The organism is Spirosoma migulaei (assembly GCF_054776855.1).
This window is the reverse complement of sequence record NZ_BAAHBG010000022.1, coordinates 515,819-530,878: the sequence shown is the minus strand read 5'-3', so window position 1 is coordinate 530,878 and position 15,060 is coordinate 515,819. Positions and strand designations below refer to the sequence as shown.

12 protein-coding genes are annotated in these 15,060 nt (G+C 32.3%); all 12 read right to left on the bottom strand.

What is annotated here, in order from left to right:
- Positions 1-2 precede the first annotated feature (2 nt).
- Positions 3-977 (bottom strand): hypothetical protein, encoded by a 975-nt coding sequence (locus ACYVGO_RS23480; protein WP_460971355.1) that lies wholly within the window; start codon positions 975-977, stop codon positions 3-5.
- An 11-nt stretch (positions 978-988) separates the two neighbouring features.
- Positions 989-2,302, bottom strand: coding sequence for a hypothetical protein (locus tag ACYVGO_RS23475; protein WP_460971354.1), 1,314 nt, complete (start codon positions 2,300-2,302; stop codon positions 989-991).
- A gap of 189 nt (positions 2,303-2,491) precedes the next feature.
- Positions 2,492-3,733, bottom strand: a complete 1,242-nt coding sequence (locus ACYVGO_RS23470; RefSeq protein WP_460971353.1) for a glycosyltransferase family 4 protein — start codon at positions 3,731-3,733, stop codon at positions 2,492-2,494.
- 6 nt (positions 3,734-3,739) lie between these two features.
- Entirely contained in the window at positions 3,740-4,333 is a 594-nt protein-coding gene (locus ACYVGO_RS23465; protein ID WP_460971352.1) for an acyltransferase, read from the bottom strand.
- A gap of 1 nt (position 4,334) precedes the next feature.
- The gene (locus tag ACYVGO_RS23460) at positions 4,335-5,456 is read right to left on the bottom strand and encodes an NADPH-dependent FMN reductase family protein (RefSeq protein ID WP_460971351.1); all 1,122 of its coding nucleotides are present in this window, start codon (positions 5,454-5,456) and stop codon (positions 4,335-4,337) included.
- Positions 5,457-5,554: 98 nt separating this feature from the next.
- On the bottom strand, positions 5,555-6,097 hold the full coding sequence (locus ACYVGO_RS23455; protein WP_460971350.1) for an acyltransferase: 543 nt from the start codon (positions 6,095-6,097) through the stop codon (positions 5,555-5,557).
- A gap of 75 nt (positions 6,098-6,172) precedes the next feature.
- Positions 6,173-7,264, bottom strand: coding sequence for an acyltransferase family protein (locus ACYVGO_RS23450; RefSeq protein WP_460971349.1), 1,092 nt, complete (start codon positions 7,262-7,264; stop codon positions 6,173-6,175).
- A 179-nt stretch (positions 7,265-7,443) separates the two neighbouring features.
- Positions 7,444-8,535: a polysaccharide pyruvyl transferase family protein gene (locus tag ACYVGO_RS23445; RefSeq protein WP_460971348.1), complete on the bottom strand. Its 1,092-nt coding sequence runs from the start codon at positions 8,533-8,535 to the stop codon at positions 7,444-7,446.
- A 27-nt stretch (positions 8,536-8,562) separates the two neighbouring features.
- Positions 8,563-9,552, bottom strand: a complete 990-nt coding sequence (locus ACYVGO_RS23440) for a glycosyltransferase family 2 protein (protein WP_460971347.1) — start codon at positions 9,550-9,552, stop codon at positions 8,563-8,565.
- A 117-nt stretch (positions 9,553-9,669) separates the two neighbouring features.
- Positions 9,670-10,971, bottom strand: a complete 1,302-nt coding sequence (locus tag ACYVGO_RS23435) for an MATE family efflux transporter (RefSeq protein ID WP_460971346.1) — start codon at positions 10,969-10,971, stop codon at positions 9,670-9,672.
- 648 nt (positions 10,972-11,619) lie between these two features.
- Complete coding sequence (locus ACYVGO_RS23430; RefSeq protein WP_460971345.1) at positions 11,620-13,950, bottom strand: GumC family protein; 2,331 nt, start codon at positions 13,948-13,950, stop codon at positions 11,620-11,622.
- Between the two features lie 85 nt (positions 13,951-14,035).
- Positions 14,036-14,872: a polysaccharide biosynthesis/export family protein gene (locus tag ACYVGO_RS23425; RefSeq protein WP_460971344.1), complete on the bottom strand. Its 837-nt coding sequence runs from the start codon at positions 14,870-14,872 to the stop codon at positions 14,036-14,038.
- Between the last annotated feature and the right edge of the window lie 188 nt (positions 14,873-15,060).

Sequence of the window (15,060 nt, the reverse complement as noted above, 5' to 3'; positions counted from 1 at the left end):
GATCATTGCTTTGGACTGATTGCATTTGGAATAGTTTTTGTTTTGGCTTGTCTTGTTAATGAGTCGAGAATTGGCTTATACAATACGTCTGCCATAAACCTTTGTCCACTCTTATTGAAATGTATACTATCGATATAAAACGTTTTATTTAAAGGATATTCTAGCTCTAAAATAACTCTTCGGTTTCTTTCTTTAAAAAAATTTATTATTAATTGCCCATCCTTTGAATAAGAATGTTTTCTGAGTTCTGGTGTTGTTGCATGTAAATAAACCATCAAAGGTGTATGTTTATTTCTAGCAAGCGTGTCTATATCATTAAATCCTGTATCAAATGTTTTTGAATAATGTTTATCTAAAGATAAAGTATTTCTTGGGATAGGACCATGAAAGTGAGATTTAATGGCTGGCCAAATAAATTTATCGATAAGCTTTATAGTAGCAGAATTGTAATTAAAAGAGGGCATACTTGGATTAGCATCAAGTACTTTTAAAAAAGTCATATTGTCATAAGCATCCCCAGAATTATTAATCATAACTATTAAGTCTGCATTGAACAAGCCATGTTTTTTTAAATAAGCATATATATTGTCTGGCCCCCATGAAAAAGATGATACATTTAAAACTCTTATATATTTATTGAAATTTTTTTTTAATTTATTTTCCAAAAGAGTTGAAGCCAAATCTTCATTAGCAACTTGATTTGTGCCATTTAAAATTGAATCTCCAATTAGTAATACAACTAATGTATCAGTTTTGGAAAGAGGATTGCTCCTCATTGAATATTCATTTGTTTTAAAATTATTTCTATAAATTACAGTTTTTTGATTAGGTTTATGAATGTACTCAAAATCAGCATTTTCCTCAAACAAAGGGTACTGATGTAAACCATAGAAACGTGAAACCATCTCAATGGAGATAACAATTACTAAGCAAACAATAAATAACTTTAAGAAAAAAATTTTTTTAAATGATTTCATGGTTGGTTTAATTAGGAATTAGTAGCTGATGAAGGATTTTTTTTGAGTGATGCTATAATTAATCCCCCAATTAACGTACTGAATCCTAAAGTGGTGGGGCGTGCCCATTGCGATTGAATTAACATATAAAAACCAAAACTTACTAATAACCAAGCTAATACATTTCGACTTTCTATTTTCATGTAAGCTAAGTAAGCTAATCTAACTGTTAAATGGACACGAATCAGGATAACTATAATGCCTAAAACTTTACCTAATTCTCCAATTAACCTGCCCCATTCTGCTTCAGCTATTAAGAACTGACGAGCTCCTGTTAATAACTGGCTCCCAACGTTTGTTCCCATCCCTATACCGTAACCCCAAAAGGGAGTGTCAGATTCCGTAATCGCTTCTAACATTCCTCCAAGGAATCGATTAACAATCGACCCTTCCAATCCTCCTTCAGTAAGATTAGCTCTGGTAAATCTATCTAGAAAAACATTTACGGAATTTTGAAAGAAAGGCGTATTGCTAAGTGAAATAAAAACAAATAATAAAACAACTGTAGAAATAAGAAATCGCCCAATATAACGTGGTGTTTTTAAGATAACAATTGTAACAAAAAAAAGAGTTATTCCCACACTTACAAGAAGAGTTCGACTAATTGAAAAAGGGACAGCTACAATTAGGCAGAATGCTGAAACAGCTAAAAGTAGTCGATTGATTTTTTGCGTATTTAAGGCAAAATAACAAACAAAACACGCCACTAAACTATAAAACTCTACTACTCCTGATATAAACGAAAAAGTTCCTGGAGGTCGAAAGTAACCTTGAGCTCCAGCACCAAACCCTCCTCCAGACGTATCACCACCTATGCCTCTATTTATCCAAGCAGATTGCGGACTATAAAACTGTAATGCGATTATTACAGTCATTGGAATCGAAATCCATAAAATTAATTTTCCTATTTGGACGACATCATCATTAGTAAGAACTATTCCAATAATAAAAATTAATGGAAAATGTAAGAGTAAAATTCTAGCTCCATAAATGGCTACAGCTAAATTGCCATGACCTAAAATAACAGCTATGAAAATACTTAAAATACCTACCAATGACATTAATGATATATAAACACTCTGAGGTAATATTTTGTAGCGCCAGGCAATAATTAATATAAATATTGCAACAGGATCACGTACAATTAGTAACGGGCCTGATAAACCTGGTAATATCCATTTTCGTAATGCTCCTTCAAATAATAATAATAATATATATACTAGAGTAGCTCGCTTTAGCAGAGTTGTATGAGAAGCTTTTTTACTGTTACTAATGTTTGATAACATACTTGTATTTTACTTGGCAAGCAACTAACTAAGGAAGATTAATAGACTGTATATGTAAAATTACTTAATTTTTTATTAAACTTGGTCAAATTGTTTTACCAAGTTAGCCTTTTCTACAAACCAACAAAGATATTGTATTTATAGTAATACCAGGATTGTAAATACATAATTTTTGGTGTATTCCGTTGCTTAAATTGCTAATCTAATTGTTTCTGCTAATTCTTTACTGTAGACTGACCACGGTCTTAATCTCGCAGTTTCTAGTGCTGCATGTCCTGTTTCCGCAATTAAATTTTGATTAGTAAGTAATTGATCAATGGTAGATTGTATTGATTCAATAGAGCTTGCTTTTATAAGCCAGCCATTTTCCTCATGTTTAATTAGATCTGGACCCGCTGTACGATCCGTGGTTATGACGGGCGTACCTTGAGCCATTGCTTCTGTTATTACTAAGCCAAATCCTTCAAATAAGGATGGAAATATTAGCACATCATTTTCTTTCATTAATTGCAGAACTTTTTCATGAGGTAAGCTTGGAATCCAATGATGTTTTTTTAAAGCCAAGTTTAAGGGGACACAATCTTCTGTGGCTTTACGACCTACGATTGTTAAGTCAATATGATCTTTAAAGGCTTCAACTGCTTTCAGAAGGTCAGCAATTCCTTTTCTTTGAGAAAGACTACCAACAAAGAGAAGCTTTATACGACGTTTATACGTAGAAGTTGTATAAAGCCGTTCATTATATACAGGTGGGAAGCCATACGGGATAACTTCAATCGGCGCCAATTTGCCGGGAAACTCTTCTAGTGTTTTAGCCGTAAAATTACTAGCAACAAAAATTCGATCTGCTAACCTCAATTCTTCATCTTTACGAGCAAGCTTTACATCTGAATCTTTAAACGTTGGCATAGTGGCTATCCAATCTGGCCAGCGGTCATATTCTATTTGCAAAAGCCTCCTTGCTGATCGCCAATAGCCAATTGGTAAATCATATAAACAAATTATGCCTAACCGTTTAGCTTCTTTAAATGAGAAGGCTGCTCCATCTTCATAAGCATATACTGCTTTTTTTTCTATTCCTTTATTTTTGTAAAGCGAAGAGGCTACATGGCGATCACAACTCTGATAAACAGCATCAATAGAAAAAGGTCCAACTTCATGTTCTATAAGCCTACTGAATTTACCCCTTGAAGCAATCAAACGACCTACTTCTCGCCATGGGTGCATATGTGTGTATGGCTCAAGGAGTGGAGAGAATTGACGGCGTTTAATTTCTTGAAAATACCTTAGATCGCTAATGCGACCCAAAAAATTTTTCGGAAATGAAGCCAGTGTGGTATGAAATTCGGCTAAGATATCTGCTTCTAAAAGTCCTTGGCAGGCAGCCCGTGCGTTACTATTGCCAGTTGGATGAGAAATAATTATGTTCATGATGAATTATCCTATAAGCCAAGCACGATTTGCGGCTAAGAACTCGCACGGATTATAATTAAAATCTATATGTCGGGTTTTGTTAGTTAATTTAGCAGGATTACCTACTACGATACATCCTTCGGATACTGACTTACTTACAACTGCTCTTGCTCCAATAACAGCTCCTCTGGCAATATGGACACCGGGTAAAATCATAGCTCCCGTACCGATCCAAGCGTAGTCCTCAATAATCACTTCTCCTTTAATATGTTTCCATTCAGGATCTAAAACGTCATGTGATGCTGTCAATATTTCGACACCATCATTAATACATACATAATTACCTATTTTTACATTTGTGTGAAGAGATATATACGCCTTACCAAGAAAAGAGAAACCGCCTACTGACAGGAATTTTCTAGATCCATCTATACTCACCTCACCTATTTCTGCCGTATCGCAAATTGTAGCTCCTTTTCTTATTAAGGTATATCGGCGATAATTTCTTGAAAGCAAACCAACAAGTAAAAAAAAGCGTTTGCCCCAAGCTCGATAAAATGCAATGGATGTTACTGGAAATTTTGCCCGAAAATGCCATAAATACTTAACACTTGCCATACTATACCGTTGAAAATAAATCGTTTGTAAACTGCATTGCTACGTTCTTAAGCGAAGTTTGTGGGGTCGTAGAAAAGTCACCTAAAATGATATTTTTCAAATTACCAGGCTTGTATTCTATGAAAAAACTCGGAATTTTTATAGAGGTAAATCCTTTAGGATGCCATGGATATGAAACGCAAATAACCGGTAAGTGATGTTCTATCATAGCAGCAGCTGAGCTACTTTTTTCAACTAAATAATAAGGTGTAGTCGCGATACCAAATGAAGAACGCATAAAATATTCAGAAATGCTTTCTAGTGATTGCTCACCTAAATCTTCAATTTGTATATTTAAAGTAGAGCATACTGATTTCAATCGTTTCTTTTCATCACCATTACGCCCTATAAATCTAATCAGCACTGAAATGTTATTTTCTTGCTGGTAATTGTATAATTCCTCAATAAAACTATTCGATAATGCGCCAGGATGTATATTGCCGAAAATAGCAAAGGATATGTTTTTAGTACTTGAATCTTGATAGATTGAATTATTTGTTGAAATATTTGGTATACTACTAAATAATGGTAGCCGTGATACATTGACTCCAAAATTTAAAAGATGTAAAATATATAACTCAGTATGAGAGTGAATAATTTTGGGCTTTAATTTTAGTATTAAAGATTGAATTAAGTAACGTTGAATTTTTCCCCACAAAATATATTTTAAGGAAGCTTCTACGTCCATACCTAACCACAGTTCATGAAACATTATATGCCATTTATAGCCATCATTTAGTTTATTTAATTGATTAGCTAAGCCAAATGGAAGGCCTTTATCATCATAGGCAAACGGGACATATTGCAAACTTATCCAATCAGGTTTAAATTGGCTTATAAAGGCAGACGCCTTATCAATTTTATCTTTCCAAATTATTTTTTTTGAAATTCGTAAAGTTTTTATAGCATAAGTACTACTGTACTGAACGGTTTCTAATTCTCCATTAAGAATAAATTTATCATGTAAAGCTATTATAGAAATTGAATGTCCTAATCTGATTAACTCGCCTGCTAGTGCACGTGTATAATCCCCAACACCATCTTTGCCATTTTCAAGTGATCCACAAATAAAAACTATCTTCATAAATTATTTTAAATAAGTTTGGTTATATATTGTAATAATAATATAATTATTTTTTTCTTTTTCCTTCATTATTATCATTTGATATATTATAGAAGAACTTATCCAAAAAGCCTAGAGTAATTAAATTCTCTCTTAAAATTATCTTCTCTGGACCCAATTTTTCTGGCTGGTACACCTCCCATTATTGTAAGAGGAGGAACATCTTTTGTAACAACACTACCAGCAGCAATTACACTTCCTCTGCCAATCGTTACTCCACCAAGTATTAAAGCTCTAAACCCAATAAATACATTATCTTCAATTACAGCTTTTCTAAATCTAGCTTTGAAGTACGGATCGTGTACATTGTGATCACCTGTAACAATAGCTACTTCAGCAGATATAGATACATTTCGTCCGATATATATACCTCCTCTTGGATCAATATGACAATTTGGATTTATTATTGAATTGTTTTCCATTTTTAAATTTCCTGCACATGTTATCCAGGCACCCATGAATATAGATGAATTTTCACCTATCTCAAACTTCATTATTCTTTTATAAAAGAACAATCTAACTCTTCGTGATGGTAACTTAGCTATTAGCCAGTTACATAGATACAATTTAAATTCAGCTAATACCCATTTAAGAGTTTTCATACTCTTTTTAATTAATAGTTAAAGCCAACCTGAAAATTTCAAAGTTTTAGGCTTATAGAATTCAGTAATTAAAAATTATATAGTTGTCGCTGAACTTGAAACTAAGTTATTTTGAGTTGAATTGGGCTCAAAATATTTTTTTAATTTTAAAAACCTTACTTCAAAATAATAGTAAGATATTGATGCAACAACAATTGATAAAGTCAATTTAATAGGTACTTTGACAATACCTTTACTTTGAACTAAAGTAAGATCAATAATATAATACAATATGGCATGCCATAAATAAAGACCATAAGAAATTTTTCCAATATAAACTAATATTTTGTGCTCTAAAACTACTTTCAGTATTGAAAATTTACCTATTACTAAATCAGTAATAATTATTGATGAAGCTACTGCTGCTACAAAAAAGCCATACTTACCCATTAATGGGCTAGGCCAATTCAAGAATAAGATTAATAAAAGGAGAGTTAAAATTGAGCTTGGGACTAATAAATATGAAAGTATCTTACCATAAATAGATGGAACTTTCTTCATATTTTGAATTATCTTTATATGATATGATAAAAAAGATCCTAAAATTAAGCCATCCATATGTGTATCTAATGCGAAATATATTCTTGCTGCACTCACATGCCCTACTAGTGAAAATCGGTAAATAGCTATACCAAATGACAGCATTAACAATAAAATTGCTTTTTGTTTTAAACTTTTTATGTAAGTTTCAAGTACAAGTATAACTATTGGCCAAATTAAATAGAATTGCTCTTCACAAGCTAATGACCATACATGGTTAAGTCCGTGCAAATTAATACTATAAATAGCTCGAGCATAGTTTCCCGTATATGTTAGGGCAATAATAATTTCTTTTAAGGGAAAAGTATTTTGTTTTAATAAATGCCAAGCCGAGTACGCTAGACAGACTATTATTAAGCAAGGTGATAGCCTAAGAAATCTTTTTGCATAAAAATTTTTAAAATTAATGCTATTATGTAATAGCATTTCATTGCTAAGTAAGCCTGTTATCAAAAAACCGCTTAATACAAAAAAGATATCTACACCAACACCACCACTTTTGATGTAAATATTAGCATGTGCAAATAAAACTATCATGACGGCTATAGCTCGTAATCCGTCTAAACTTTCATAATATTTCTTTTTCATTTTAGATTTTTCAACAGATTAGTAGTGTATATGAACTAAACATTGTTTACTAATTAGTAAATTCGATATTTATCTATTGCTTACTTATATTTGTTATAATATACTATTTAACAAATTGTATTGATTGCAATCATTTTAATTTAAATAATACAATGTTAATTGTTTATTTGGTGTTTAGATTAATGTATATTTAAAGAATTTATGCAAGAATTTATTGCGCTAACACTTTGATTTTCCCATTTACTTATAATGTCTGATTTACATTGAATTGGATCCGGAAAGTTTAAATTCCCTTTTGCTATATCTTCAGCTGACAAAAAAGAGTTTCTACTAAATCCTAATTCTTGGAGTAATGATTCATTTTTCAACGCATATGCAATAGGAGTAAGATTAGCCCCTAATTTCAATGCAAAAATTGTTGCGTGATACCTAGTTGCAATAATTCGTTCTGCATTTGCCATTTTTTTTATCATTTTTATTGGATTTGAATGATATGCCGCATGCTCGACTTTTAAACCCTCTAGGATTATCTTACTTGCAATCTCATCTGCTGGCGTAAAAGGGATTGTTTCTACTTCATATCCATTTTCAATTGCTTTTATAACTTGAGACCTTAGTGCGCTTTTATAACATTCTTGCATTATGTTAAACGATTGATATAACTCTGGTCTTTCTGTTTTATATTGTGCTAAAGGATGAAATTTGCCATCAATTATTTTTGAATATAAAGGCACGATATTTACCATCATTTTCTTAGCTTTAATTACATTCTCACGTTGCTCAAGGCAATAGTGAGGAATAAGCGAAAAAGCTAAATCAGGGTGAACTGTAATATCCAGCCTATTAGTAATTTCTTTTAAAAACTTAGCTTGAATTTGACTTCGACAACTTAGCCAAGCAGTTTGTTTTAAAAACTCAATAATTTCTACGCTGTAATTTTTTTCGTTAAAATCAACTCCTAATAATCCTATATTTTTATATAAGCTTTTATACCTTTTAGATATTTGTAGCAATGAGTCAGAGTATCCTACTGCTCCACCGCCTACGATGGCATATGGGGATTTAGGCCATTTCCACTTTTCTAAATTATATATAGTTTGTAAACCAGTACTTATTTTTTTACTTTTTAGGATATTTGTAACAGAAGTGCCTAAAGCAATATCTCCTAAATTAACTCCATGATATCCACCAATTACTCCAACCCTTACAGGTTTAAGGACTTGGCTTAAATATCTACTGGCATGCTGTACTTGCGCTAAAGTTATAGCCATTTTATTTTTAAACTTTAAACGATTTATTTAGAATAAAATGTTTCCTTTTTGTTTCGAAACAATTCGATAAAATAAAAACCCAATCAAAAATGAAGAATTGTTTAATTTATATAAAATATTTAAATACTTATCACTCACTATAGGTGTTTTAAACCTAAATAATATTTTACGTATTTTTTTTGCTGCACTTATATTCTTTTGAGAAACTGCTTTATAAGAGAATGATAAAATTTTTTTGTAAAATGCTTCTATAAATTTAGGGTCTATATTTTGAAGTGTTTCTAAATCTTTATACATCTCATTGACTAATACTGCAGTTTGATTTGCATATACTTTTGGATCTTTATTAGATATTCTATATTTTGAATTCGTGGTTCTAATCTTTGCCACAGGAATGTCTTGATAGTAAAATGAATATCCACGGATGTAGCATTGAAAAAGTAAAAAAAACTCTTGCCCAGATTGTAAGTTTTCGTTCCATCTTATATGTGACAAAACTCTTTTACTAATCATAAAGCTAGAAGTAATTGGAAAATATTTAAAAAAAGTTTCAGGCTTCTGTTTGGATATTTCACCACCTCGTGTCTTTATAATATTATTTTCCTCTAGTGTATTTTCAAAATAATACTCTTTGCCATGTACAATGTCAATATTGTCATCTGTAATAAATTTTATTTGATTTTCTAAAATACTATTATCAAATAAAACATCGTCAGAATCGAGAAATTTTATATAATCGCCTTTTGATAGTTGAACACCATAATTTCTCGCAGAACATGCTCCTTTCTTATGGTTTACATATTTTTTTATTTTTTGTGGATATGCTTCTGAATATTCTTGTATTATACTTTGTGAATTGTCTTTAGAGTGGTCATCTATTATTATACACTCCCAGTGTGAATATGTTTGTATAACAATCGATTGTAGTGTTTCTGCTAATGTAGCAGATGAATTATAGCATGGAACGATTATTGAAATTAAAGGATTTTTTTTTGGGTTTTTATCTTTAGTAATCATATTATAATAAAAACAATTTTAGTTGTAATGCTATTATTATTATGCAAATATATATAGTTGCCATTATCAACAAAAGCAACTCCTAATAACTTTGCTCATAGAAGATAATTATTTGCTTTATATAACAGCTCTATTTAATTGTTTTATCTTTATTAAAGAGAATACAATTGTTCTAATAGCTTGTATCGTTGAAATAAAAATATTGAAGAGTAAAATTCCTTTTAAAGTTGAAATGTCAATGAAAGAAACTCCAATTAGGATTGAACCTATACTAATTAAAATGGGGATTAAAGGCATATATAACCAACCTCTAGTAGAATGTAATGAATATGTTACGCCAGCGATCATACTTATAATACTACCAATAGAGCTTAATAACAATTCTTCATTAAGAGTTATGTATCTTTTCCCTAAAACTATTAGTATTTGTGAGGAAAATAAGTAGACAATTCCTATTAATATTATAGAGAGAAAAGTTAATAAAATTAATATTAGCAAAAATCGATTTAAGAGAATTTTATAGCTGTTTGGTAGCCTTGAAAATCTAGGTACTAATGTTAAACTAATGACGCTAGTGAATAGTGTTAAGACAATTGATATTCGGCTAAGTGCTCCTACTTGAGCAATTGAGGATACATTACCAAATATGGACACTAACCATATTGTTATTTGGCTAGATAAACAATAGTATACCGCTCCAGGTAAAACACGCCTTACTACTTTTAATATTTCTTTTTTTGTGGATAAATCGATCTTGCTATTTTCAGTTATAAAATTTCCAGCAATCTTTTTTAATTGAATGTTTCCATAAATTCTCGGGATACCGTTTGCTATAATAGCTACAAAGGTCCATGGGAACAGGTATAGCGTAAAGCCTGAAACTAATCGTAATAGGCTTACTTTTAATTGGTTTTTTTGTAAGGGTATTATTTCTTGATTTAATTTAGAGGGTATACCTAGGATAGAATCAGACAAAGCTGCAAAAAATGCAGGAGTCAATGATACTATGATAGCAACAGTAGTAATCCAGTTAGCACCATTTTTAGTTAATAAATAATATAATATTGGTAGACATACTACTAAACTGCCTAATGCAAATTTTTTTCTCAAGTCAAGCCCAGTTGCTAGTACAGTTCCTAATTTATGTTTATCATTCCATACCTTTCCACCTTGTGCCATTATACTAGTAGATATACCTCCGTCAGCTAGTAAGGTCATTGTGCCTAGCATTGTGTTTGCAATTGTATAGTAAGCATATTCTTTTACAGGTAATAAACGAATGAAGAGAATACCTGAAATTAAACCACTCGCTTGGACTATAGCTTGTGCTCCCCCTGTTACTGATATTAATTTTGTCCAATATTTTATTTTAATATAAATTTGTTTACTTTTAAATTTAGTAATATTTTGAATCAACATCTTTGAAGATTTTAGTCTTTTAAGTTATTTATTACTGATCGTTAATTTATGGCTTCGCCCGGTCAGTCCCATATGGGACCTATTACCCTTTTATTAAATATATTAATAAGAATTTGAGTAAACACTTAGTCGCTTATTACGCCTTTATTTTAATTCACATGTTCTTTATTTAGTTGTTCTGTCAACTCTTTTTAGCTGAGCGAATGGTTTTTAATTAGTTAATTATTTTCTAACATTTTTGCGCTTTTTCTATTTTCAATCATTATTAAGTTGCGAAGCTTGAAAGTACTATGTTCTGGTGTATTGCTAGTGCCAATCTTTATACTGGGATTTTTTATAAAAGTATTTCGCTCATCCATCCTTGAATACTAATCGCTACATAAAATACATACAGTAAACTGTACAAACTGGCGATGCCTTTTATTTAGTCTTATTAGACGAAATTTAACAAGTAGACACTATACTTTTTATTGATTTTTTGCCCTGCTATTATAAATTTATTATAACAAGCACGGTATACAGGAAATTGAAATATATTGAAGATTGCTTCTAACTAAATTTATGCGATTTATAACGAAGTTTTACAACTTCCTGATTTTGTTTATTTTGACATCAGTTAAGGTGTAAATTTACCAATTGGGAAGTTTATTACACATAATAACCTTTACCTTTACCATATCCATAACCGTAACCATACCCATAGCCGTAACCGTATTCATTACTATTCCTGTAATTTACTCCATTAAATATAATATTTAATGATTTAAACTTTTTAGTTTCTTTTAATTCTGCTAACAAACGTAAATAGGTTTTTGGAGTGTACTCATGCCTTACTAAATAAAACGCTGCGTCAACATAAGCGCCTAGTAAGGTTGCATCAGCTACTAATCCTACTGGCGGTGTATCTAAAACAATATAATCAAATTGTTTACGCAGCTCAATTAATAGTAATTCAAGACGGCCATTTGATAATAATTCAGACGGATTGGGTGGTATAGGTCCGCTGGAAATCATGAATAAGTTGGGATTAGGTGCCGTTACTTTTATCAATTCATCGACATCAGACTGACCAATCAAATAATTTGTGATGCCTTTGTCTTTAGTTACACCAAGATAGGTAGCTATTTTAGGCTTCCTCAAATCTAATTCTAAAACAACCACTTTTTTATCTAACAAAGCAAGACTTAGGGCTAAGTTAATACTTACAAAACTTTTGCCTTCTCCGCTAATCGAAGAAGTAATGAGAATAACTTTTCCTGCATTTTGCTCGCGAGTACCAATTGTATATTGTAAGTTGGCTCTAAGTATTTTGAATTGCTCGGATATTACGCTATTACTAATTGGGTCAACTATATTATCCTTCATTTCTTTAGGCTTTTTCATGATTTCCCCAAATATTGCTAAACCAGTTTCAACTTCTATTTCTTTCCGAGATTGAATGGTATCATTTAATATGCCTTTAACAGCGACAAAGCCCACTGGAATAAGTAAGCCTGCAAGGAATGCTACCAAATAAATATTAATTTTATTTGGCTTTATAGGGAAAGTTGCACCATATGGTGCATCTACCATGCGACTATCCGTCACTGTTGATGCATAGGAAATAGCTGTTTCTTCCTTTTTTTGTAATAAGAGCAGGTATAAACTTTCTTTTATCCCCTGTTGACGTTTTATATTGATAAATTCTCTTTCTTTTCTTGGGATTGTCTTTGCAGTAGATTCTAGATTTTTAATTTGACCTCGCAGGCTTGTACGGGCAAGTAATAAATTATTTTTTTGGTTCGAGATGTTTTCTTTTATTGAGCTTTTCGTGCTTGTTATTTGGGCGTTTATCGTTTGAAGAAAAGGGCTATCTGGCTGTGTTGAGCGCTCATATTTTTCCTGTTGTGCTTCCAGGTCATTTAATTTAGTGAGTAGGTTTATCAGAATGGGATCACTTACCATCAGCGTAGCAGGTGCAACGCCGGTTTGACTACTTTTAAGGTAATTTTCAACTCCTTCCAGTACTTTCAGTTGGATATCCAGTTCGTTTAGTTTTGCGTCATTTTCACTAACCTTTCCCAGATACAGCGTTGCCTGCTGACTTAAATCACTAATGCCTTGAGCAGTTTTATAAGATTCTACGTCGCGCTCTACCGTTCCTAGTTCGTTTGTGATTAACCCCAATCGTTCATCAATGAATCGTATTGTATTAGACGCTTCCCGGTTTTTGTCCGTTAGTGTCGTATAATTATAAGCTACAAGTAAGCTATTCAAAATAGCTTTTCCTTTTTTAGGTACAGCATCTTCCAGGGTTAACTTTAGAACTGTACTTTTAGGATTCACTAATTGAATTTGTAAGCCAGATTTGTAGCGTTCAGCTATATCTTCTCTATTATAGATGAGAACTTTGACAAGAGCATTGTCTTTATGGTAAAGCGAGTCATTTAAAAATACCCGGAAGCTACCATAGCCGCTTTGAGCTAATTGCCCAAAATTAAATTTCCCCTTAGAGGCTCCTTCCTCATCTTCCAATTCAAATTGATTATGATTTAAGATTTTTATGAGGAGCCCTTTATTTGCTAGCGAATTTAGTTGAAGAGGTTGTAGACGGATGGGGGAAGAGCTGTAGATTTCCTTGTCGCTTCGTCCTTGGCTCTGTTGAAAATAGGCAACGGTTAAGTTCAAGTCATCAACTACACGCAACATCAAACTGCGAGACTTTAAAACTTCAATTTCATTTTCAACTACCTTATCTGTAGAAGAGGGTTCTAATTCTTTCAATATCTCATTCGAGATTGAATTCTGATTTTTAATCAATAGGGTTGCACTCACCTGGTAAATAGGTGTAGCGTAGCGAAGATAGACATAGGCTATACTTAAACAAATAGCTAATGAAAGAAGAAACCAATACCAATAACGCAGGTACTTTATAAATACTGCACGGAGATTAAATGGGGTTTCTTTCTCTCCAAACAATTCAGAACTCGAATCGGTCATTTGATAGTAGATCGGCTATTAAAAAATATCTTAATAAATCCTGTCAATTTATAGAAGTCTAAATTAACCGACAGTCAATTATAGATTATCTTCTGATGAAATTTAGAATGACTAGCAAAGTAGAAGTGACACCCAGAAAAATTGGTGCAAGCTGAAGGGTACGGTCAGTTGATGTAATTCTCCCTGGTCTTGGTTCTACGTAAATTATATCATCTTGTCTGATATAATAATAGGGTGAATTAAGTATGTCTCGTTTTGTTAGGTCAACTTTTACTATTTCTCGTTTTTCATTAATAGTGCGGATAATCATTACATTATCTCGACGACCATACGTTGTTAAATCCCCTACAGAACTGATTATCTGCGGGAGTGTAGTACGATCATTAAGTAGGTTGTATACACCTGGCCTTCCCACTTCGCCAAATACAGTAAACCGGCGATTCAGATTTCTTATACTAACGGTTACTTCTTTTAAATACTTATCGAGTTTATCTTTAACCAGTTGTTCAGCTTCAGTATTTGTTAGGCCAGCTAGTTTCACTTTTCCCGCAAGAGGTAGATTTGTATACCCAGACGAATCTATTAAATATCCCAATGGCTGTGAATTATTGCCTCCACCTCCTGCAGAGGGAAACCGACTCATTGTAACGGTATTGATATTGGGAAAATTGAAGAGTTCATTTGATTCTGGGCTCAAACTACTTACAACAATTGCCAGGATATCATCAGGCTGAATTCGAGAGACTGGGGGAGTGATAGTAGCTAGTGTAGCATACCGGGCCGTGTCGAGGGTTCCATCACCCTGAAAATAAGTAATAGATTTTGTCGATGCACAGGAATAAAATAAGGAAACTAACAGTAGCAAAGCACCCAGGTGAAAACTATGCTTATTCCGAATTAAGTTTATTAAAGATATCGTCATACAATAGACCCTGTGACACGTACAAATATTCCGCAGAACAAAGTTAGCATTTGTTCTTTTCTGTACAACAGGAAGTATACATGAATTAAGTAGTTGGTTTGATTGCTTAGTATAACTTAACGGATGATGGACTTTAGATAAGTATTCTGCTCTAAATATTCCATTCTGTATTCTACAGGACGGAATAT

Excerpts from the sequence above, each read along its gene's own strand:
- ACYVGO_RS23480 (WP_460971355.1), bottom strand. The coding sequence starts at position 977 with ATGAAATCATTTAAAAAAATTTTTTTCTTAAAGTTATTTATTGTTTGC.
- ACYVGO_RS23475 (WP_460971354.1), bottom strand. The coding sequence starts at position 2,302 with ATGTTATCAAACATTAGTAACAGTAAAAAAGCTTCTCATACAACTCTG.
- ACYVGO_RS23470 (WP_460971353.1), bottom strand. The coding sequence starts at position 3,733 with ATGAACATAATTATTTCTCATCCAACTGGCAATAGTAACGCACGGGCT.
- ACYVGO_RS23465 (WP_460971352.1), bottom strand. The coding sequence starts at position 4,333 with ATGGCAAGTGTTAAGTATTTATGGCATTTTCGGGCAAAATTTCCAGTA.
- ACYVGO_RS23460 (WP_460971351.1), bottom strand. The coding sequence starts at position 5,456 with ATGAAGATAGTTTTTATTTGTGGATCACTTGAAAATGGCAAAGATGGT.
- ACYVGO_RS23455 (WP_460971350.1), bottom strand. The coding sequence starts at position 6,097 with ATGAAAACTCTTAAATGGGTATTAGCTGAATTTAAATTGTATCTATGT.
- ACYVGO_RS23450 (WP_460971349.1), bottom strand. The coding sequence starts at position 7,264 with ATGAAAAAGAAATATTATGAAAGTTTAGACGGATTACGAGCTATAGCC.
- ACYVGO_RS23445 (WP_460971348.1), bottom strand. The coding sequence starts at position 8,535 with ATGGCTATAACTTTAGCGCAAGTACAGCATGCCAGTAGATATTTAAGC.
- ACYVGO_RS23440 (WP_460971347.1), bottom strand. The coding sequence starts at position 9,552 with ATGATTACTAAAGATAAAAACCCAAAAAAAAATCCTTTAATTTCAATA.
- ACYVGO_RS23435 (WP_460971346.1), bottom strand. The coding sequence starts at position 10,971 with ATGTTGATTCAAAATATTACTAAATTTAAAAGTAAACAAATTTATATT.
- ACYVGO_RS23430 (WP_460971345.1), bottom strand. The coding sequence starts at position 13,950 with ATGACCGATTCGAGTTCTGAATTGTTTGGAGAGAAAGAAACCCCATTT.
- ACYVGO_RS23425 (WP_460971344.1), bottom strand. The coding sequence starts at position 14,872 with ATGACGATATCTTTAATAAACTTAATTCGGAATAAGCATAGTTTTCAC.